General features: G+C 67.7%; 20 protein-coding genes and 1 tRNA gene. 11 read left to right on the top strand and 10 right to left on the bottom strand.

Annotated elements, in window-relative coordinates; genetic code table 11:
* The 5 genes from AC07O0_RS11220 to AC07O0_RS11240 are packed head-to-tail and all read right to left on the bottom strand — an operon-like array spanning position 1 to position 5,063.
* Positions 1-2,313, bottom strand: coding sequence for a chemotaxis protein CheA (locus tag AC07O0_RS11220; protein WP_494622948.1), 2,313 nt, complete (start codon positions 2,311-2,313; stop codon positions 1-3).
* Positions 2,314-2,321: 8 nt separating this feature from the next.
* Positions 2,322-2,681, bottom strand: coding sequence for a response regulator (locus tag AC07O0_RS11225; protein WP_494622950.1), 360 nt, complete (start codon positions 2,679-2,681; stop codon positions 2,322-2,324).
* Between the two features lie 7 nt (positions 2,682-2,688).
* A complete protein-coding gene (locus AC07O0_RS11230) occupies positions 2,689-3,051 on the bottom strand; it encodes an STAS domain-containing protein (RefSeq protein ID WP_494622952.1) in 363 nt (120 codons plus the stop codon).
* A 34-nt stretch (positions 3,052-3,085) separates the two neighbouring features.
* A complete protein-coding gene (locus tag AC07O0_RS11235; RefSeq protein ID WP_494622954.1) occupies positions 3,086-3,553 on the bottom strand; it encodes a response regulator in 468 nt (155 codons plus the stop codon).
* 55 nt (positions 3,554-3,608) lie between these two features.
* Positions 3,609-5,063 carry a methyl-accepting chemotaxis protein gene (locus tag AC07O0_RS11240; protein WP_494622956.1) on the bottom strand — a complete coding sequence of 485 codons (1,455 nt, stop codon included), beginning with the start codon at positions 5,061-5,063 and terminating at the stop codon, positions 3,609-3,611.
* A 164-nt stretch (positions 5,064-5,227) separates the two neighbouring features.
* On the opposite strand from AC07O0_RS11240, the gene AC07O0_RS11245 reads away from it, so the two are divergent.
* The 4 genes from AC07O0_RS11245 to AC07O0_RS11260 all read left to right on the top strand — a co-directional run bounded on the left by AC07O0_RS11245 (position 5,228) and on the right by AC07O0_RS11260 (position 9,010).
* Complete coding sequence (locus tag AC07O0_RS11245; RefSeq protein ID WP_494622958.1) at positions 5,228-6,103, top strand: LysR substrate-binding domain-containing protein; 876 nt, start codon at positions 5,228-5,230, stop codon at positions 6,101-6,103.
* A 91-nt stretch (positions 6,104-6,194) separates the two neighbouring features.
* Positions 6,195-7,379: a cystathionine beta-lyase gene (gene metC, locus AC07O0_RS11250; protein WP_494622960.1), complete on the top strand. Its 1,185-nt coding sequence runs from the start codon at positions 6,195-6,197 to the stop codon at positions 7,377-7,379.
* A gap of 87 nt (positions 7,380-7,466) precedes the next feature.
* Positions 7,467-8,486, top strand: coding sequence for an amino acid ABC transporter substrate-binding protein (locus AC07O0_RS11255; protein WP_494622962.1), 1,020 nt, complete (start codon positions 7,467-7,469; stop codon positions 8,484-8,486).
* 77 nt (positions 8,487-8,563) lie between these two features.
* Positions 8,564-9,010, top strand: coding sequence for a hypothetical protein (locus tag AC07O0_RS11260; RefSeq protein WP_494622964.1), 447 nt, complete (start codon positions 8,564-8,566; stop codon positions 9,008-9,010).
* Positions 9,011-9,069: 59 nt separating this feature from the next.
* On the opposite strand, the gene AC07O0_RS11265 is transcribed toward AC07O0_RS11260, so the two are convergent.
* Positions 9,070-9,981, bottom strand: coding sequence for a LysR family transcriptional regulator (locus AC07O0_RS11265; protein WP_494622966.1), 912 nt, complete (start codon positions 9,979-9,981; stop codon positions 9,070-9,072).
* Positions 9,982-10,105: 124 nt separating this feature from the next.
* On the opposite strand from AC07O0_RS11265, the gene AC07O0_RS11270 reads away from it, so the two are divergent.
* From AC07O0_RS11270 to AC07O0_RS11295, 6 genes are all read left to right on the top strand, one after another.
* Positions 10,106-10,987 carry a pirin family protein gene (locus tag AC07O0_RS11270; protein WP_494622968.1) on the top strand — a complete coding sequence of 294 codons (882 nt, stop codon included), beginning with the start codon at positions 10,106-10,108 and terminating at the stop codon, positions 10,985-10,987.
* 63 nt (positions 10,988-11,050) lie between these two features.
* Positions 11,051-11,680, top strand: coding sequence for an isochorismate family cysteine hydrolase YcaC (gene ycaC / locus AC07O0_RS11275; RefSeq protein WP_494622970.1), 630 nt, complete (start codon positions 11,051-11,053; stop codon positions 11,678-11,680).
* A gap of 74 nt (positions 11,681-11,754) precedes the next feature.
* On the top strand, positions 11,755-12,435 hold the full coding sequence (locus tag AC07O0_RS11280) for an isochorismatase family protein (protein WP_494622972.1): 681 nt from the start codon (positions 11,755-11,757) through the stop codon (positions 12,433-12,435).
* A gap of 99 nt (positions 12,436-12,534) precedes the next feature.
* Positions 12,535-13,137, top strand: coding sequence for an NAD(P)H:quinone oxidoreductase (gene wrbA / locus AC07O0_RS11285; RefSeq protein ID WP_494622974.1), 603 nt, complete (start codon positions 12,535-12,537; stop codon positions 13,135-13,137).
* Between the two features lie 150 nt (positions 13,138-13,287).
* Positions 13,288-13,566, top strand: a complete 279-nt coding sequence (locus tag AC07O0_RS11290; RefSeq protein ID WP_494622976.1) for a GNAT family N-acetyltransferase — start codon at positions 13,288-13,290, stop codon at positions 13,564-13,566.
* 256 nt (positions 13,567-13,822) lie between these two features.
* Positions 13,823-15,040 (top strand): GGDEF domain-containing protein, encoded by a 1,218-nt coding sequence (locus tag AC07O0_RS11295; RefSeq protein ID WP_494622978.1) that lies wholly within the window; start codon positions 13,823-13,825, stop codon positions 15,038-15,040.
* A 21-nt stretch (positions 15,041-15,061) separates the two neighbouring features.
* Here AC07O0_RS11295 and AC07O0_RS11300 read toward each other — a convergent pair.
* From AC07O0_RS11300 to AC07O0_RS11310, 3 genes are all read right to left on the bottom strand, one after another.
* A tRNA-Ile gene (locus AC07O0_RS11300) sits at positions 15,062-15,137 on the bottom strand.
* A 113-nt stretch (positions 15,138-15,250) separates the two neighbouring features.
* On the bottom strand, positions 15,251-15,889 hold the full coding sequence (locus tag AC07O0_RS11305) for a ferric reductase-like transmembrane domain-containing protein (protein WP_494622980.1): 639 nt from the start codon (positions 15,887-15,889) through the stop codon (positions 15,251-15,253).
* Positions 15,870-16,394, bottom strand: a complete 525-nt coding sequence (locus AC07O0_RS11310; protein WP_494622982.1) for a peptidase associated/transthyretin-like domain-containing protein — start codon at positions 16,392-16,394, stop codon at positions 15,870-15,872. The genes AC07O0_RS11305 and AC07O0_RS11310 overlap by 20 nt, the downstream gene beginning before the upstream one ends.
* Positions 16,395-16,422: 28 nt before the next feature.
* On the opposite strand from AC07O0_RS11310, the gene AC07O0_RS11315 reads away from it, so the two are divergent.
* Positions 16,423-16,650, top strand: coding sequence for a hypothetical protein (locus AC07O0_RS11315; RefSeq protein WP_494622984.1), 228 nt, complete (start codon positions 16,423-16,425; stop codon positions 16,648-16,650).
* A 6-nt stretch (positions 16,651-16,656) separates the two neighbouring features.
* Here the strand turns inward: AC07O0_RS11315 and AC07O0_RS11320 are convergent, their stop codons facing one another.
* Positions 16,657-19,059, bottom strand: a complete 2,403-nt coding sequence (locus tag AC07O0_RS11320; protein ID WP_494622986.1) for a methyl-accepting chemotaxis protein — start codon at positions 19,057-19,059, stop codon at positions 16,657-16,659.
* Positions 19,060-19,266: the final 207 nt, after the last annotated feature.

Below are 19,266 nucleotides of genomic sequence, written 5' to 3' on the forward strand. Positions count from 1 at the left end.
TCATCCAGCCAGTTTGAGTTCGGGAACAGGTTGGCGGACGCCCGACGCCGCCACGCGCAGCATCGAGTCGACATCGAGGATCAGCGCGACCAGGCCGTCGCCGAGGATGGTCGCGGCGGACGCGCCAGCCACCGCGCCATAGTTCGATTCAAGGCTCTTCACGACGACCTGCTGCTGGCCGACGATCTCGTCGACAGCGATGCCGACATTGCCGCCGCGCTCGGTCTCCGCGATGATGATGATGTTCTCGTCGCGCGTGCCGGCCGAGCCCATCACTGCCCCGAGGCGGTGCAGCGGCGTGATCTCGCCGCGCCAGCGCAGCACCTCCTGGCCGAAGGTCAGGTGCTCGATCGGCGTGTTGGCCAGATGCTGGGTCTCGATCACGCTGGCGATCGGGATCACGTAGCGGTCGTCGCCGCAGCGGATCACCATGCCTTCGAGCACGGCCAGCGTCAGCGGCAGGGCAAGCGTGAACTTGCAGCCGCGGCCTGGCTCGGAATCGACGCTGATGCGGCCGCCGAGCGATTCGACGTTGCGGCGCACCACGTCCATGCCGACGCCGCGGCCGGAAATGTCGCTGACCGCGTCCGCGGTGGACAGTCCCGCGGCGAAGATCAGCTGATCGATCTCCTCCGGGGCGAGCTTCTCGTCGGCGCCGACCAGGCCGCGCGAGCGGGCCTTGGCGAGCAGCCTGTCGCGACCGATGCCACGCCCGTCATCGGTCACCGAGATGACGATGCGGCCAGCCCGATGCTCAGCGATCAGCTTGATCGTGCCCTCCGGGTTCTTGCCGGCAGCGATGCGATCCTCCGGCGTCTCGACGCCATGATCCATCGAGTTGCGGATCATGTGGGTCAGAGGATCAGCCAGTTCCTCGATGATCGTCTTGTCGACCTCGGTGTTCTCACCCTCGAGGACGAGCTTCACTTCCTTGCCGAGCGTCTGGGCGAGCTCGCGCACCAGGCGCGGCATGCGCTGGAACACCGCCTTCACCGGCTGGGCGCGGACAGCCATGACGTGGTCCTGCAGTTCGCGCGTCTGGCGCGACAGCGTCAGGATGCCTTCGGCGGTCTTGGCGTAGACGTCATAGGGCAGCGAGCGCACGCATTCGACCAGCATGGACTGGGTGATGACGATCTCGCCGACCAGGTTCATCAGCCGGTCGATGCGGTCGAGATCGACGCGGACGCTGACGGCCTGGCGCTGGCGCGCGGCGGCGTCGTTGGCGGCCGGGCGCAGCGACGGGCGCGGCTGGGCGGGAGCAGGAGCAGGAGCAGCGGCCGGAGCGGCGGCAACGGGCGCCGCGGCAGGTTGAATGTCGGGCTGCGGCGGCGCATCCGTCGCCGGCCCGAGCCGGGCGAGGATGGCCGACAGGTCGGCGGCGACGTTTTGAGGCACCTCCGAAGCGGCGACTGGCGCGGCCTCGGAAACAGGTTCGGCTTCGGCGTCGCTGTCCGGCAGGACCTCGACTTCGAATTCCTCGTTGGCGAGGGTGAAATCGAACTTGGAGACGATCTCTTCGGCCGAGAGCTCGGTGCGCAGCATCACCTCGAAGCGCATATGGCAATCGGTGACGTCGAGCGCTTCCAGCGGCGGAACCTGGCTGAGATCGCAGCTGACCGAGACGATCTCGTCCGCCGGCAGGATGCCGATCGCGACGCGCGGCTCGATCACCCGGCGGAACAGGTCGGCTTCCGGCGTGATCTTGATGCGGATGTCGTGGCCGGGCCGGCGGACCGGCGCGGCGACTGCGACGGGCTCGTCATCGTCCCAGCCGTCATTGGACGCGGCCGGCGCCTCCGCCGCGGGAGCGCCCATCTTGGCGTCGACCATGGCAAGGAGATTGCCTAGGGCGGCAATCCCGACCGGCGCGTCAGCTGCGGGAGCAGCCGGCGGCGCAGCGGGCGCCGGGGCAGCAGCCGGGGCTGCGGCCTTGGCCTGGCCGACCTGTTCGAGCGCGGCCAGCAGGTCAGGCCGCACGGGAGCGGTCTCGTCGTTGCGGGCAGCGGCGACGAGATCGGCGACCGCGTCCGAGCAGCGCAGGAACAGCGTGAACGGTGCATCGTCGAGCGCGACCCGGCCGGAGCGCAGATGGTCGAGCGCCGCCTCGAAGACATGGGCGAAGCCGACGAGGTCGGTGCAGCCGAAGGCGCCGGCGCCACCCTTGATCGAGTGGATGGCGCGGAAGGCGGCGTTGACGTCTTCTGAATCGCGCGACCCCTCGTCGAGCGCCTGGAGTTTCTGCTCCAGTGCGCCGAGGAGTTCCTCGCACTCCTGGAAGAAGGTCTGCTTGAGTTCCGCCAGGGGATCCATAGACAGCCTCAGTTCTGGTAGCGCGCGACGAGGCCGAGCAGGGTGTTGGGCTCGAACGGCTTGACCATCCAGGCACTGGCACCGGCACGGCGGCCTTCCGCCTTGATCTCGGCGCCGTTCTCGGTGGTCAGCACGATGATCGGCGTGTTCTGCCCGGCCGGCCGCGCGCGGCAGGCGCGCGTGAACTCGATGCCGTCCATCACCGGCATGTTGAGGTCGGTGATGACGAGGTCGGGCTTGAACTGGTCGAAACGCACCAGCCCCTCCTCGCCGTTCTCCGCCTCGGCGACTTCGTGGCCGGCGCTGCGCAGGGTCATGCTGAGCAGGCTGAGCAGCGTCTTGGTATCGTCGATCGCGAGGATCTTCATCGCGGCATCACTCCAGAACGAGAGCGCTTTGCGCCGGGTCGAACCCGATCGCCTGAAAGGATTGGCGGCACTCCTCGGACGCCGCCTTGAGCGTCACCGAGAGGCCGCGCGCTTTGGCGCTGGTCGCGGCCGCATGCATGAGCTGGATCCACAGGCTCGGAAACGGACCGGCCTCGGCGCATTCGACCGCGATGCTTTCCTTCTGCTCCAGCGCGACCAGGAGCTGGTTGCGAAAGGCGGCGGCCTCTGACCGGCCGAGGAAGGGCGGAAGTGAGACGGTGATGACCACGGTGGCAGGACCTGTGTTTTGTGACTGGGAAGCATCCAGCCGATTGGTAAAAATTTCACTAAGCCGCCGGCGTCGCGGCAAGGATTGTGACCATTCCGGGGCAGCCCGGCCGGCCTCAGAACAGGTTGTTGCTGATCGCGCGCGGCACCAGCGAGATGCTGCCGTTCAGTTCCTTGTACTTGCGCGGAACGTTGATGATGCCCGACAGGTGCAGCCAGAGATTATTCGGCGAGATCGGCTTCACGATGATCTCATGGGCACCGAGCTTTGCGGCCTGCACCACCGAGCGCCGGTCAGGCTTCTCCATCATCACCAGCACCGGCGCCTTGGCGAAGGGCGAGGTCTTGAACGAGCGGATCGAGGCCAGGCATTTCAGGCTGTCGCCATCGGGCAGGTCCCAGTCCAGCATCACGATGTTGGGCTGCTTCTGGATGAAGGTCGTCGCGGCGGTGGCGAGATCGGCCGCCTCGAACACTCGCTGCAGCTGCGCCTGATAGAGCATGGTGCGGATGATGCGCCGGTAGTGCGGGCTGGGGTCGATCAGCAGCACCGAGAGGTTCGGAAAGGATGGCGCGATATGCATGGCCGCAACTCAAAACCCGTACTCGACACAAACCTGGAAACGACCGCCCGGCTCCTCAGACGCTGAGCCCGAAGCGGACCCCGCCCCAATGCCGCCCTCGGATGAAGATCGGCGCCGACAGGTCTTCCATCACCAGGAAATTGCCGCCGCCCATGTCGCGCCGATAGGTCTGCAACAGGAACGGCTTCTGGTTGCGTGCCGCTGCGAGCCCGGTGCGATCGTTGAAGATGCGGCGGTTGCGGCAGTTGGCGTTGTTCCAGACCGGGTCCGGCCCCTGCGCCTGCGAATATTTGCGGTTATGGGTCGGCAGGTAGCCGTTGCGGTCGACTGCTGCGCAAAAGACGATGCGCTTGCTCGCCGAGAGCATCTTCTCCTGCACCGGCGGCAGCAGCCGGTCGGTCAGCTCGGTGAAACGGCTCAGGAACTGCTGGGGATCGCTGCCCGCGACCGGTCGGTAGGCTTCGTCGAACAGCTCGGCCAGGCCGATCTCGCCTTTCGCCACCGCCTGCTCGAACAGGCCGGTGATCGCCGCCGCGGCCTCGATCGCGACCTCGATCATGTCGGATTGCGGCGTTCGCACGCCCGAGCCCGCGATCGCACCGAGGACCGCTTCGCTGGTCGAGACCAGCGAGGCTCCTCGCCGCGCCGCGACCTCGAGATTGCGGCCCGACTGGTCGACCCCGTTCACCAGCCCTCTCAGCTCGCCGCCGACCTGTGCGAAGGCGACCGCGTTCTCGCGCGCCGGCGCCGAGATCGAGTCGATCTCGCCGATCAGTCCGACCACCGAGCGGCCGAAATGGTCGAGCTCGCCGATCTGTTGCGAGATGCCCTGGCTCTCGTCGCTGGCGCGCCGCGCCGCCTGCGCATTCGCTAAGCTCTGCTTGGCCAGCTGGTCGACGGTCGCGACCAGCGCGTCGAGCTGTCTGGCGCTGGCGGCCGTCGCGTCGCGTGTCTGCTCGGCGAGCTGCTTCACCGCGGCGGCGATGACGGCAAAGCCGCGACCTGCGGCGCCGCTCCGCGCCGCCTCGACGCCGGCATTGATCGAGAGCAGCTGGATCTCGCGCGTGATCGTCTGGATCGCCTCGCTGGCCTCGCGCGCCTTGTGCGCCCGTCCCACCGCCTCGTTCAGGGCCTGTGAGATCGACTGCGCGCCATCGGACAATTCGGCGATGTCGTTCTGGGCCGCATTCAGCCCCTGCCGGACCGCGCCGGTGACGCGCTCCAGCCCGCTCTTGACCACGGAGGCGGCCTGCTGCGCCGTATCCGCCGCCAGCTGGATCGCCTGGTTCGAGCGCGACACCTGCTCGACCGAGGTGACGACGCGATGCAGCCCGTCCGTCTGGCGGTCGAGCTCGGCATTGACGTCGCCGATGCGGCCGGACATGTCGGTGATCTCGGCGCTGAGCTTGCCGAAGCGTTCGGCGATCTCGCGCACGGCTCGCGCGGCAGCCTCCGTACCCGGCGCGTCCTCATTGGCGGGGTCGGGCAGCTTGAGGGCCTGGGCGTGCATCGACGCTGCGCTTCCTTCTTGGAGTTCTGCCCCGCGACCCTAAGGGAACAGGGTAAATCCGCAGTTAAGGGGCGGCCCGTCGCCAAGCGGCAGCTGAGCGGTTCCCTCGCTCCACCACCATGGCTAGGCTGCGGCACAGGACGACAGACTGGAGCGCACGCCGCTTGAACAGCCGACAGCTCGAAACCTTCGCCGCGGTGATGAAGGCCGGCACGATCTCGCGCGCCGCCGAACTGCTCGGCGTCACCCAGCCCGGCGTCAGCCGCACCATCGCCGAGCTCGAGCGCTCGCTCGGCTTTTCGCTGTTCGACCGCATCCGCAACCGCATCGTCGCGACGCCCGAGGCCACGCTGTTCTACGCCCAGGTCCAGGCCTCCTTCCTCGGCATGGATACCTTGCGCGCCACCGCCGCCCGCATCCGCGATCACGGCACCGGCCAGTTGCGCGTCGGCTCGCGCTCCGCGCTCGGCTCCTCGCTACTGCCCAAGGCGGTGCGCCGCTTCCGCGACAGGCGCCCGGAGATCGCGGTCACGCTGATGGTCCTGCCCTCGCGTGACGTGCGCGACGGCGTCGTCTCCGGCGCCTTCGATATCGGTCTCGCTGCCGAGGAGATCGACGTCTCCGGCGTCCTCCACCAGGTCTTCGTCCAGCCGCGGGCGCTCTGCGTCCTGCCGCTCGGCCATCCGCTGGCCGAGAAGGAGGTGATCGGGCCGGGCGACCTGCATGATCTCCCCTTCATCACCTATGTGCCGGAGGATCGCACCCGCCAGCGGCTCGATCACATCTTCGCCGACGCCGGGTCGAGGCCGCGCATCGTCGTCGAGACGATCTATGCCGCGACCGTCTGCGCGCTCGTCGCCGAAGGGGTCGGCATCGGTCTCGCCAGCCCCTATGCGATCGCTGGCGCCGACACCTCCCAGCTGGTGCTCAGGCCCTTCGAGCCGGAGGTGCACAGCCGCAGCCTGCTGATCCTGCCGCTCGACCGGCCGAAATCGCAGCTGGTGCGCGACTTCATCGACTGCCTGATGGAATCCCGCTGATCATAACATCAGGGCATCGAGCCATAAGTTTTGGCTGATTGTCGGCACGACCTCGCGCTGGGAACCTTTCTGCCACGAAAGGAACCCTCCCATGCACGACGCCACCCGCAGCGTTCACCACCCCGCTGTCAACGAGGAGGGTTATGCCAGCCTCACCGTGCCGACCCATCGCGCCTCGACCATCGTCTACCCCGACGCCGCGAGCTTCTTCGCCCGTCACCAGCGCGGCTTCGACGGCTATACCTACGGCCTGCACGGCACCCCGACGACCCGCACGCTGGAAGCGCAATTGACCGCCCTGCATGGCGGGCTGCGCACCGTGCTCGTCCCCTCCGGTCAGGCGGCGGTCACCATCGTGATGCTCTCGGTGCTGCTGCCGGGCGACAAGGTACTGATCCCCGATCAGGTCTACCAGCCGGTGCGCAGCTTCTGCGAGGACTACCTGAAGCCGCGGGGCATCGACTACGGCGTCTACGATCCGCTGATCGGCGCCGGCATCGCCGCGCTGATCGACGACAGGGTCAAGCTGGTCTGGGTCGAGTCGCCCGGTTCCAACACGATGGAGGTCCAGGATATCCCCGCCATCGTCAGGGCGGCGAAGGCCAGGGGCGTGCTCGTCGGCTGCGACAACACCTGGGCGACGCCCTTGATCTTCAAGCCGCTGGCGCATGGCGTCGATTTCGCCTGCGAGGCGCTGACGAAGTATGTCGGCGGCCATTCCGACCTGCTGCTCGGCTCGATCACCGTCGCGGACCTCGATCTGCGCGAGAAGCTGAAGCTGACGCTGCGCGGCCTGGGCGTCGGCGTCTCGCCCGACGAATGCCAGCTCGCTCTGCGCGGCCTCGAGACCCTGGCGCTGCGCCTTGCCCATATGGGCAAGGTCTCCGAGGATTTCGCCCGGCGCCTCACCCGCTCGCCCGCGATCGAGACGGTGCTGCACCCGGCTTTGCCCTCCTGCCCCGGCCATGAATTCTGGAAGCGCGACATGGGCCGCTCCTCCGGCGTGTTCAGCATCGTGCTGAAGCCGGCGCCGCGCGCGCTGCTCGAAGCCGCGCTTTCGGCGCTGAAGGTCTTCGCCATCGGCGCCTCCTGGGGCGGCACGCGCAGCCTGATCGCGCCGCTGGCGCCAGCTGGCGAGCGCTCCGTCAACCCCTGGACTTACGCGGGACCGGCACTGCGCATCAGCATCGGCCTCGAGGATCCGGACGACCTCTGGAACGACCTCGACGCGCTGCTCGTCGCGCTGGAACAGCCGGCGGCCGCCAAGGTCGCCTGAGGTTGAGAGACGAAGACGAGCGCGGCGAAGCAATGCCTCCGCCGCGGGGAGAGAGTTCTGCCTGAAAACAACAACAGGGGATCGACGATGAAACGGACCTTGCTTCGCCTGACCGCCGCGTTCGCGCTTGTCGCCGGCATCGCGGCGCCCGCCTCCGCCAACACGCTCAAGCAGATCCGCGACCGCGGCAAGATCATCTGCGGCACCAGCCCCGGCGTCGCCGGCTTCTCGACCCAGGACGCCAATGGTCGCTGGGAGGGCTTCGACATCGATGTCTGCCGGGCGCTCGCTGCAGTGATCTTCAACGACACCGAGAAGGCCGGCTTCGTCCCGCTGACCTCGAAGGACCGGCTGATCGCGCTGCAGGCCGGCGAGATCGACGTGCTGCCGCGCACCACGACCTGGACCCTGTCGCGCAATGCCGGCCAGGGCGTCACCTTCACCACCGTCAACTATTATGACGGCCAGGGCTTCATGGTCTCCAGGAAGCTCGGCGTCTCCTCGGCCGCCCAGCTCGGCGGCGCCTCGGTCTGCGTCGCCCAGGGCACCACCAGCGAGCTCAACCTCGCCGACTATTTCCGCAAGCTCGGGGTGAAATACGAGGCCGCCGCCTTCGGCACTTCGGAGGAAGCGCTCAAGGCCTATGAGTCCGGCCGCTGCGATGCCTATACCACCGACGTCTCAGCGCTCTCCGCCGTCAGGATGAAGCTGCAGGACCTCGACGATCACGTCATCCTGCCGGAGGTCGTCTCGAAGGAGCCGCTCGGCCCCTGGGTGCGCACCGGCGACGAGAGCTGGTTCAACCTGGTGCGCTGGACCGTGCTTGCGCTGATCAACGCCGAGGAGCTCGGCATCACCAAGGCCAATGTCCAGGAGATGCTGAAATCCAGCAATCCCGAGGTGAAGCGCTTCCTCGGCCTCGACGGCAAGATGGGTGAGGCGATGGGCGTCACCAATGACTGGGTCGTGCGCATCATCTCGGCGGTCGGCAATTACGGCGAGAGCTTCGAGCGCCATCTCGGCAAGAGCTCGCGCCTGCAGCTGGCGCGCGGCCCGAACGAGCTCTGGAGCAAGGGCGGCATCCAGTACTCACCGCCCTTCCGGTAGGCGGCGAGGCAGGCACACGGAACCGCCGGGCTCTCCGGCGGTTCTTTACTCCGTTGCATCACCAAGGAGTACTGCCCGTGCCCGCCATCAAATCCCTCCTCGCCGGCGCCGCTGCGCTCGCCCTCGTCACCGGCACGGCCGTTGCCCAGCCGCGAACGCTCGGGCCGCAGACCGGCACGGTCAAGATCGAGCAGATCTCCGTCGCCTTCCTCGCCTCCGGTGAGCTCGGCGGCGGCACCTTCACCTATCGCGGCCGCTCCTATCCGATCTCGGTCGGCGGCCTCGGCATCGGCGGCATCGGCGCCGCGCGCGTCGTCGCCAGCGGGCGCGTCTACGGCCTGACCGAGCGCAACGACCTCGCCGGCCCCTATGTCCAGCTCAAGGAAGGCTGGGCCGTCGGCCGCGCCGGCCAGGGCCGTGTCTGGCTCAAGAACGACAAGGGCGTGACCCTCAGCCTCGACACGCGCCGCCAGGGCCTGCAGGCCACCATCGGCGCCGACGGCGTGGTGATCGCGTTCAAATAAGCGAGGCTATCGACAAGAACGTACAGGACAACGGCCGGGCGGATGCTCGGCCGTTTTTGTTATCGGCTCTCCGCATCCAGCCGCGCATACTCGCTCGCAAGAAAGTCGAGCAGCGCCCTGACGGAAGGCAGCAAGCCGCGCCGCGATGGGAACACGGCATGGATGATACCGGCCCGCGGCGCCCAGTCCGGCAGGACATGCACCAGCTTCCCCGCCTTGATGTCCCCTGTCACCACCATGGTCGGCATCTGCACGACGCCGACGCCCTCAAGCGCGGCATGGCGCAACGCCACCATGTCCTCGGTGACGAAGCGGGGCTGGTGGCGGATGCTGGCCTCGGCGCCCCCCGGCCCCTGGAGCCGCCATTCATGGCCCTGCTGCACGCCGCCCCATGACAGGCTCGGCAAGGCGCCGATATCGGCGGGCACCGGCCGTCGCCCGATCCCCTCGAGCAATTGCGGCGCCGCCACCAGGCACTGCCGGCTTTCGGCAAGCACCTTCATCACCAGCTCGCTTTCCTCCAATGGCGGGAAGCGCACCCTGATCGCAATGTCGAAGCCCTCGCGGATGACGTCGACGCGCCGGTTGGTGCTTTCCAGCTGCACCTCGACCTTGGGGCAGGCGGCGAGGAAGCGGGCGATCATCGCCCCGACCTGGAAATAGAGCACGGCCGAGGGACAGGCGACGCGCACCACGCCCTGCGGCGCGGCCCGGACCCGGTCGATCGCCTCCTGCGCCGCCTCTGCCTCGACCAGCATCGCTACGCAATGCTGATAATATTCGCGGCCGATCTCGGTGACCGCGAAGCGCCGCGTCGAGCGCTGCACCAACCTGACGCCTAACCGCTCCTCCAGCAGCGCGAGGCGCCGGCTCAGGCGCGAGCGCGGCATGCCCATGGCGCGGGCTGCCGCGGCAAAGCCCTGATGCTCGACCACCTGCGCGAAGAAATAGAGGTCGTTCAGATCTCGCATCGCGCCACCATTGTCCCATCAATAGGACAGAGTGGCTGAATTATGCCGGCTACTGTGCCCTCTGTCCTGCTCATAATCTCCATGGCAACACGGCGCCGCATCGGCGCCTCCAAGGAGATCGGCCATGCGACAGGTTCGCGGCATCTACAGCAGCCCCGCCGCCCATTGGGTCGGCGACGGCTTTCCCGTCCGCTCGATGTTCTCGCACGCCGCCCAGGGCGAGCATGTCAGCCCCTTCCTGCTGCTCGACCATGCGGGTCCGGCAGAGTTCGCTCCGGCGGAGAAGCCGCGCGGCGTCGGCGTCCACCCGCATCGCGGCTTCGAGACCGTCACCATCGTCTATCAGGGCGAGGTCGAGCACCGCGATTCCACCGGCCAGGGCGGCCTGATCGGCCCCGGCGACGTGCAATGGATGACCGCTGCCTCCGGCATCCTGCACGAGGAGTTCCACTCGCAGGCCTTCACCCGCTCGGGCGGCACGCTCGACATGGTGCAGCTCTGGATCAACCTGCCGGCGAAGGACAAGGGCGCCGCCCCCGGCTACCAGACCCTGCTCGACAAGGACATTCCCGCGGTCGCTCTGGAAGGTGGCGCCGGCACGCTGCGGGTCATCGCCGGCGATTACCGGGGCCATGCCGGCCCGGCCCAGACCTTCACCCCGATCGACATCTGGGACCTCAAGCTGAAGCGCGACGGGCAGGTTTCGCTTGCCCTGCCGGAAGGGCGCACGCTCGGCCTCGTCGTCCTGCGCGGCAACGTCCTGATCAACGGCGCCGACAAGGCCCGCGAAGCCCAGTTCGTGCTGTTCGACCGCACGGGCGGCGAGGTCGCGATCGAAGCCGAGACCGACGCCAGCGTCCTCGTCCTCAGCGGCGAGCCTATCGACGAGCCGGTCGCGATGCACGGCCCCTTCGTCATGACCACAGGCGAGGAGATCCGCCAGGCCATGGCCGATTTCCAGAGCGGCCGCTTCGGCAGAATTCCAACCAAAGAGATCCCGGCCTGAAAACCGGCATCGGCGCCGTCCGCCGCCGCGATGCCGGACACGCTTCCCCAAAGGAGAAAGACCATGACCAAGCCCTATACCCGCCTCGACAAGGACAAGGCCGCCGTCCTGCTGGTCGACCATCAGGCCGGCCTGCTCTCGCTGGTCCGCGACATCGACCCGGACAAGTTCAAGAACAACGTGCTGGCGCTGGCCGACCTCGCCAAATACTTCAAGCTGCCGACCATCCTGACCACCAGCTTCGAGGACGGCCCGAACGGCCCCCTCGTCCCCGAGCTGAAGCAGACCTTCCCGGATGCGCCGTTCATCCCGCGCCCGGGCCAGATCAACGCCTGGGACAATGACGATTTCGTCGCGGCAGTGAAGGCGACCGGGCGCAAGCAGCTCATCATCGCCGGCGTCGTCACCGAGGTCTGCGTCGCCTTCCCGGCGCTGGCTGCGATCGAGGCCGGCTTCGACGTCTTTGTCGTGACCGATGCCTCGGGGACCTTCAACGAGATCACCCGCCATTCCGCCTGGCAGCGCATGTCGGATGCCGGCGCCCAGCTGATGACCTGGTTCGGCGTCGCCTGCGAGTTGCATCGCGACTGGCGCAACGATGTCGAGGGCTTGGGCGCGCTCTTCTCGAACCACATCCCCGACTATCGCAACCTGATCACCAGCTACACCGCCGCCTCGGCGAAGAAGGCCTGAGCTTCCGGCGGAGCGCGGCGCGAACACCGCTGCGCTCCATCCTTCCCTTCACGCGAACACCAGGAAGACCTGTCATGACGACCCCCGCCAATTTCGACGGCCAGCGCCCGGTCATCGACCCCAGCGACGCGGTCATGCTGCTGATCGACCATCAGAGCGGCCTGTTCCAGACCGTCGCCGACATGCCGATGCCCGTTCTGCGCAATCATGCCGCGGCGCTCGCCAGGATGGCGAGCCTGAGCAAGATGCCGGTGATCACCACCGCCTCGGTGCCGCAAGGCCCGAACGGCCCGCTGATCCCCGAGATCCATGAGAACGCGCCGCACGCGCAGTACGTCGCGCGCCGCGGCGAGATCAACGCCTGGGACAATCCCGATTTCGTCGCGGCGGTGAAGGCGACCGGGCGCAGGACCCTGATCATCGCCGGCACCATCACCTCGGTCTGCATGGCCTTCCCGTCGATCGCCGCCGCCCATGACGGCTACAAGGTCTTCGCCGTGGTCGATGCGTCGGGCACCTACTCGAAGATGGCGCAGGAGATCACGCTCGCCCGCATCGTCCAGGCCGGCATCGTGCCGATGGACACCGCCGCGGTCGCTTCCGAGCTGCAGAAGACCTGGCATCGCGACGACGCCCAGGAGTGGGCGCAGGTCTACACGAAGATCTTCCCGCCCTATGCCTTGTTGATCGAGAGCTACCTGAAGGCGCAGCAGGTCCAGAAGGACCAGGAGCAGCTCGACTCGCAGCGCGGCTGAGCTGTCACGCTCGTGAGTGGACAACCGCTCTACCAGGCTCACCCTGGGCCGCCGGAGTTCCGTGCTGCGGTGGCTCGCCCCCCAAAGAGGATGATTCCGATGACGAAGGTTCTGGTTCTCTACTATTCCAGCTACGGCCATATCGAGACGATGGCGCAGGCGGTTGCCGAAGGGGTGCGCGAGACCGGCGCCGAAGTGGTGATCAAGCGCGTGCCCGAACTCGTCCCCGAAGAGGTCGCGCGCAAATCCGGCTTCAAGCTCGACCAGGCGGCTCCGATCGCCACGGTCGACGAGCTCCCGAACTACGACGCGATCATCCTCGGCGTGCCGACCCGCTTCGGCAACATGCCGGCGCAGATGAAGAACTTCCTCGACCAGACCGGCGGCCTCTGGGCCCAGGGCAAGCTGGTCGGCAAGGTCGGCAGCGTCTTCACCTCGACCGCGACCCAGCATGGCGGCCAGGAAAGCACGATCCTCTCGACCCACACCGTCCTGCTGCATCAGGGCATGGTCATCGTCGGCCTGCCCTACAGCTTCCAGGGCCAGATGACGCTGGCGGAGATCACCGGCGGCTCGCCCTATGGCGCCAGCACCATCGCCGCCGGCGACGGCTCGCGCCAGCCTTCGCAGAACGAGCTCGCCGGCGCCCGCTATCAGGGCCGCCACGTCGCCGGAATCGCCGCCAAGCTCGCAGCGGGCTGACGGCTGGCCGCCACGAACTCCGCTGCCTGGCATCGGCGCGCTCGTCGCGTCGATGCCAGCCAGCCTTGTCCCGAACCGGCTGCCGCCTCAGACTGCCGCTGGTTCGCTTTCCGCAGCAGCGGGGGCAGCGCCCCGCAAGAGGATTGTCCAATGGATACCGGCATCGTCGACCACCCCGAGCAGAACCGCTTCGAGCTCGACATCGGCGGCGAACTCGCCCTCGCCTATTACCGGCTCGACGGCGATCGCGTCGTGCTGACCCACACCGAGGTTCCCCAGGCACTGTCGGGCCAGGGCGTCGGCTCACGGCTGGCCAAGGGCGTCTTCGAGCTGATTCGGGAGTCGGGCCGCAAGGTCGTGCCGCGCTGCTCTTTCATGGCCGGCTGGGTCAGCCGGCACCCGGAGTATGACGACATCGTCGTGGGGTAGGTCGCCTCCGCAAGGCGGCGCCATTTCACTGAACCGGACCCAGCCGCGGGTGCCTTGACGATCGTCCCGCAGTTGCGGACGAGACGAATTTCATCGCGCGGCGGGCCGGGCGAATCGGTGAAGCCGCGCATAATCGGCAAGCTGCCCGGCGGTGCCGGCTTCGCGGTAGAGCGGAATCGGTGCCGACGGCTTAAACTTTTCGAAATGGCGGCCGATCCATAACCTCCCGCCTTCGCCAACCGCCGCAGAGTCTTCCGTGACCCTGGACTACCATTCGCTGCTGACGGCTTTTGCTCTTTCCGGCTGCGGATTGGCAATCACCTTCTTCGTGAGTTGGCTCGTTTCCAGGACCGAGCGCTTCCTGATCGCCTGGACCCTCGGCGTTTCGTTCATGGCGCTGGGCGTGCTGATCTATGCCTGGTACGCACGGACCATGGACCCGCTGCTCGGCGCGGCTGGATACACCATCCTGCTGACCGGCCTCGCCTTCGTCTACGGCGCCGGCCGGGAGTTCCGCACCGGCATTCTGCCCTGGCGCAACATGGCCGTCATGGCCGTCGCGTCGTCGGCCGTCATGGCAGGGCCCATGCTGGCCGGCTACAATGGCGTCGCCATCGTCATGCTCAATATCGCGGCGACGGTCATCCTGCTCGTCACGGCCTGGGACTACTGGATCGGGCGCGCGGAAGCCCGGCTGACGATCTCGCTGCTGACGGCCCTTTACGTCGTGACGGGGCTCTCCTTCGTTCCCTGCGCGGTCGTGCTGCTGCAGGCCGGCGAATGGCGCCTGTCGCAGGCCCCGTCGAACTGGGCCGAAGACCTCAATATCGGCATCTGCCTGACCACGCTCGCCGGCATCGGCGCCCTTTCTCTCGCGCTCAACCAGGTGCGGTTGGCGCGCGGCCATAAGCGCGACGCCGAAACCGACCCGCTCACTGGCCTCCTCAATCGGCGCGCGCTGCTCGGCCGTATCGCGGGCGAGATCGAAGGCCCTGCCGCGCTCGTCATTTTCGACATGGATCACTTCAAGACGATCAACGATGTCCATGGCCATCCGGCCGGCGACGATGTGCTGCGAGCCTTCGGAGAGATTCTGGCGCTGTCCTGCCGATCGCAGGGCCTCGCGGCGCGGCTCGGCGGCGAGGAATTCGCGCTGCTGGTGCCGGGGGCCTCGCTCGTCACGGCGGCGATACTGGCCGATGGCGCGCGCACGCGCCTAGCCAAGCGCCATTTCACCGGAAACGGCGGCTCGTTCACTTGCACCGTCAGCGCAGGCGTTTCCTGCTCCGAGGAAACCGTCATCGATTTCGACGCATTGCTGCAAGACGCCGACAATGCGCTTTATGCGGCGAAGCGGAACGGCCGCGACCGGGTCGCCGTCAGTTCGGACAATATGGAATTGCTGGCGGACACCCGGTCGCTGTCGGACGGTCAGCGCGGTCCGATCGACCTCGTCAGGCTCAAGACCGGTTAGAGCTATCGGATCGAAAAGGGATGGTGGGCCGGGCCGGACTCGAACCGGCACCGGCGCTGTTATGAGCAGCGAGCTCTAACCATTGAGCTACCGGCCCGCAGCACGCCTAGCATCCGGGCGGCGCGGCGTGCAACGGCTTTGCAGGGCACTGGGCAGGTCGGCCCGCCGATTTGAAGTGCCTGCCCGACAAGCGCCGGAGTCCGTCGCGTTTCACGCGCCTTGCAAGGCCCGCCGGCGGCGCAACGGACCGAGCACGTTGATCTCGACCGCCCCAAAGGTCGTGGTCGCCAGTGCCGCGAGGCAGATGGCGAGTTTCGAGATCTCCTCCATCGCGCCCTCGATCAGCACGGCATGGACCGCGGCGGAACTGACGATCGCCACCGCCAGCACGCTGTGCGCGATCCGCCAGCGCCGATGGCCGAGGCGGAGCCTGCGCCGGGCCGCCGCCAGCACACCGGTCAGGATCACGCACCAGAGGCTGATCACGCCGTAGAGCGAGAACGGCGTCGGCGCGACCAGCAGCAGCGCATCCATCACGTCCTCGGGGCTGTAGGCGTAGAGCGCCCCGACATGCACGGCGACCATGGCGATGATGGTCACGCCGCCCCAACGGTGCCAGCGTATGCCCTCGCGGGCCGCCGTCAGCACCGGCGCTGTCGCGGTGAAGAGCGGCTGGACGAAGAGCAGGCTGAGAGTCACCACCCCGGCCATGCCGCCAGTGATCCAGAGGAATTCGCGGCCGCGCTGCAGTGGGCTCAGAGCCGCGGCGATGACGGGCACTGCGGCGATGGCGGCGATGATGATCCAGGCGCCGAGCCGGCCGCGCCCTTCAGCCCTGCTGCGCGCCATTCGCGGCGGCGGGGGCAAGGACGAAATCGGTGACCATGCTCTTGTCATGGCGGCTGTTCAGCACGGGACGCAGGAACAGGGTCGCAAAGCCGGGATCGTCATAGGCGATATGGATATGCGGCTGGCCGAACTGCGGCACGATCGGCGAGATCTCCAGCCGATAGCGGCCATTGGCATCGGTCACAACGCTGCCGCGATTGCTCGGCTCGCGCTCGCCGCCGCGCTCGGTGGCAGCCCAGATCTGGATGCGCAGATTGCGCAAGGGTTCGCCGCTGCCGGCCTTGCGCACGATGCCCGAGGCGACGAAGCCGGTCCCGAGATTTTCCACCATCGGCGCGTTCGGAATGTAGTTGTTGGCGCCGCCGCGCATCGTCTCGGTCGGAGCATGAGCGCCGGTCTGCGCGCTTGCGGGCACGAGAGAGTGCGGCAACAGCCCGGCGGCGCCGGCGGACGCCGCGCCGAGGAGAAGGAGCCTGCGATTGGTCTGGATGATCGTACCGGTCATGATCTGATCCTCGCCATTTCCATCTGAGATGAGAAAGACATTCGGCGGCTCGGGCCGGGGCCTGTCGCAAGCCTTTGCCCGACACATCGTCTCGTCCGGTTCATCTAATGATCGGCCAGCGGCGAAGTCCATCGATCGGACCATCACCTTCACGTCATGCGCGCGTGAGTGGGCGGTCGATACGCGCGACAGCCAGCGCATGAAAAAGCCGCCGCTCAATCAGAGCGGCGGCGTGCTGGTGGAACCGTTCTGGTGACTTGGATCAGGCGGCCCGCGCCTGGTCCTCTCCATGTTCGCGCGCCCCGCCTTCGCGGAAGCTGAAGCGCGAGATGTGCTCCTTCAGCGAGCGGGTCTGCTCGTCGGTCAGGGCGAGCGCGGCATTGGTCTCCTCGACCAGCGCGGCGTTCTGGTGCGCCATGGTGCCGATGCCGTCGATCTCCTTGTTGATCGTCGAAACGTCGGTCGCCTGGCCGCGGGCGGTCTGCGAGATGCCGTTCATCAGCGCCGAGAGATCGTTGACCGAGGTCAGGATCGAGCCGAACACGGCCGAGCTCTGCTCGACCAGGCCGACGCCGACCTTGACGTCGCCATGGGCGGCCTCGACCAGCTTCTTGACGTCGTTCGAGGCGTCGGCCGAGCGCTTGGCGAGGCTGCGCACCTCGCTCGCCACCACGGCGAAGCCCTTGCCGGCGTCGCCGGCGCGGGCCGCCTCGACCGCGGCGTTGAGAGCCAGCAGGTTGGTCTGGAAGGCGATCTCGTCGATCATCGAGATCACCTCCGAGATCTTGCTGGAGGAGGTACGGATGCGCTGCATCGCTTCCAGCGCCGAGGCGACGACCTGCTCGCCCTGCTGGGCGCGCTCCTCGGCGCTCTGCGCCATGCCGACCGCATCGGCCGCGTCCTTGGCGGTCTTCTGGACATTGGTCGCGAAGGCGCCGAGCTGGTTGGTCGCGACCGAGACGGCGTTGCTTTCCTCGCTGGTGCGCTCGGCGAGGTCGGTGACGCCGTCGAGGATCTCGCTGGTCGCGCTGCGCACGGCCGAGACGGTTTCGGAGAGGCGCGCCAGCGTGCTCTCGAACTCGCCGGCGAGGCTGTTCGTGCCGTTCTTCAGTTCGGCGAAGGCGCCCTGGTAGCGGCCCTCGACGCGGGCGACCAGGCGCCCGTCTGAGAGATGGCCGAGGACTTCGCAGGTCTCGGACAGGCCGGTCTGGACCGTCTCCAGCAGCTCGTTGACCGAGTCGGCGAGCGCGTTGAGCTCGGCATCGGCGAAGTTGGCATCGACCCGCCGGCTGAAATCGCCCTGCGCGGCCGCGGCGACGACGACGCCGAAGGCCTCGCCGAGTTCCGCCATCATCTGCCGGCGCTGCTCCTGGGCGCGCTCCTCGTCCTCGATCTTGGCGAGCTCGGCGGCACGCAGCGCCACCGCATTGTCGCGGAAGAGCAGCACGCTCTTCGAGATGTCGGCGATCTCGTCATTGCCCTTGATGTCGACGGCCGTCTCGAGCTGACCGTCGGCGATCGCCCTGGTCGCGGCCCAGAGCTTGTTGAGGCGACCGACGATCTGGCGGCGGACGTAGAAGAGCGACAGCGCCAGCGCCACGACGAGCGAGCCGAGGCCGATCATGCCGAGCCAGAGCTTGCTGGTCTCGATCAGCGTCTGGGTCGAACCGGCGGCGGCCTGCGCCTCGCCGCGCGCACCCTGCACCAGCCCGTCGACCTCGCGGCGCAGCTGCGCCGCGGCCTGGTCGACTTCCTTGAGGCCGCGATTGATTCCCTCGCGTGTGGTGATGTCGCGATTGCGGATGTCGACCAGGCCCTCGGTGCCCTCGCCGATCGCGATCAGGTCCTCGACCGTGCTGGTACGCGCCTTGTTGGGCGTGATCTTCTCGGCATCGGCCAGAAGCGTGCGCAGCCGGTAGGCGATGCCGTTGAAGCGTTCGCGGGCGAGGGCGAGCTTTTCCTTGTCGTTGATCTGCGCGATCTCGCGCAGCACGCCGACCATCTCGTTGACATTGGCCTGCAGCGTGCGGGCCAGATCGAAGATGGCGAAGTCGCGGTCCATCAGCGTCTTGACCGCGCCGGTCAGCGCCTCGCCCGAAAGCACGCCGAGATCGTCGAGACCGAAGGTCACCGCGAACCTGGCCTGCTCGGCCTCGCCGCTGGCAGCCTTGACGAAGGCGTCATAGGCCTTGCCGAGCTTCTCCAGCGTGGCTGCCCCCTCCGAGGCGACGCGCAGGCGCTCGCCGGTCAGGTCGTTGATGTCGTTGATCTGGCGCGAGAGGCTGTCGAGCGCAGTCTGCGCTTTCTTGTTGTCGACATTGCCCTGCTCGCCGATCTTGCGCACCAGGTCGAACTGCCGGGCCTCGACCTTGTCGAACTCGCCGGTCAGCGCCGCCCGCTCGCGCACGGTCTGCACTTCCATGAAGCGCGGCGCCAGTGCCGTCGAGGCCGTGGCCGCCTGCGAGAGCTCGAGCGCCAGCTCGACCACCGGCATCTTGCGCTCGACCATGTCGGCAACCGTGCTGCCGACCCTGCCATAGGAGAACCAGGCGACCAGCGAGGCCGCGATCGTCAACACCGTCAGGACGCCGAGCGCGGCATAGATCCGCGCTGCGATCCCGATACGCGAGCCCTTCTGGCGCGCTGGCTTCACAGTCTTCGGCATTGACACGGTACTCCTGTAGGCATTTCCGGCAGCGCGGCGCTGGCCGGAGCGGATCGCGGACGATGGGGCGGGCGGCCGACGACGGTCAGCCGCGGAACGGTTATGATCTTGATGATGCGCGACGGCGGCTCGTCGGCACGGCGCCATGTTCCGGCGACGGCGCGAGCCGAGCTTCATTCGCCGACAGATGACGGCGATCGATCATGC

It is taken from the genome of Allobosea sp. GW821-FHT10B12, from assembly GCF_059415545.1.

Bases quoted from the DNA above. Each gene is read 5' to 3' on its own strand.
- AC07O0_RS11220 (WP_494622948.1), bottom strand. From the start codon at position 2,313: ATGGATCCCCTGGCGGAACTCAAGCAGACCTTCTTCCAGGAGTGCGAG.
- AC07O0_RS11225 (WP_494622950.1), bottom strand. From the start codon at position 2,681: ATGAAGATCCTCGCGATCGACGATACCAAGACGCTGCTCAGCCTGCTC.
- AC07O0_RS11235 (WP_494622954.1), bottom strand. From the start codon at position 3,553: ATGCATATCGCGCCATCCTTTCCGAACCTCTCGGTGCTGCTGATCGAC.
- AC07O0_RS11240 (WP_494622956.1), bottom strand. From the start codon at position 5,063: ATGCACGCCCAGGCCCTCAAGCTGCCCGACCCCGCCAATGAGGACGCG.
- metC (WP_494622960.1), top strand. From the start codon at position 6,195: ATGCACGACGCCACCCGCAGCGTTCACCACCCCGCTGTCAACGAGGAG.
- AC07O0_RS11255 (WP_494622962.1), top strand. From the start codon at position 7,467: ATGAAACGGACCTTGCTTCGCCTGACCGCCGCGTTCGCGCTTGTCGCC.
- AC07O0_RS11265 (WP_494622966.1), bottom strand. From the start codon at position 9,981: ATGCGAGATCTGAACGACCTCTATTTCTTCGCGCAGGTGGTCGAGCAT.
- AC07O0_RS11270 (WP_494622968.1), top strand. From the start codon at position 10,106: ATGCGACAGGTTCGCGGCATCTACAGCAGCCCCGCCGCCCATTGGGTC.
- ycaC (WP_494622970.1), top strand. From the start codon at position 11,051: ATGACCAAGCCCTATACCCGCCTCGACAAGGACAAGGCCGCCGTCCTG.
- AC07O0_RS11280 (WP_494622972.1), top strand. From the start codon at position 11,755: ATGACGACCCCCGCCAATTTCGACGGCCAGCGCCCGGTCATCGACCCC.
- wrbA (WP_494622974.1), top strand. From the start codon at position 12,535: ATGACGAAGGTTCTGGTTCTCTACTATTCCAGCTACGGCCATATCGAG.
- AC07O0_RS11290 (WP_494622976.1), top strand. From the start codon at position 13,288: ATGGATACCGGCATCGTCGACCACCCCGAGCAGAACCGCTTCGAGCTC.
- AC07O0_RS11305 (WP_494622980.1), bottom strand. From the start codon at position 15,889: ATGGCGCGCAGCAGGGCTGAAGGGCGCGGCCGGCTCGGCGCCTGGATC.
- AC07O0_RS11310 (WP_494622982.1), bottom strand. From the start codon at position 16,394: ATGACCGGTACGATCATCCAGACCAATCGCAGGCTCCTTCTCCTCGGC.
- AC07O0_RS11315 (WP_494622984.1), top strand. From the start codon at position 16,423: ATGAGAAAGACATTCGGCGGCTCGGGCCGGGGCCTGTCGCAAGCCTTT.
- AC07O0_RS11320 (WP_494622986.1), bottom strand. From the start codon at position 19,059: ATGCCGAAGACTGTGAAGCCAGCGCGCCAGAAGGGCTCGCGTATCGGG.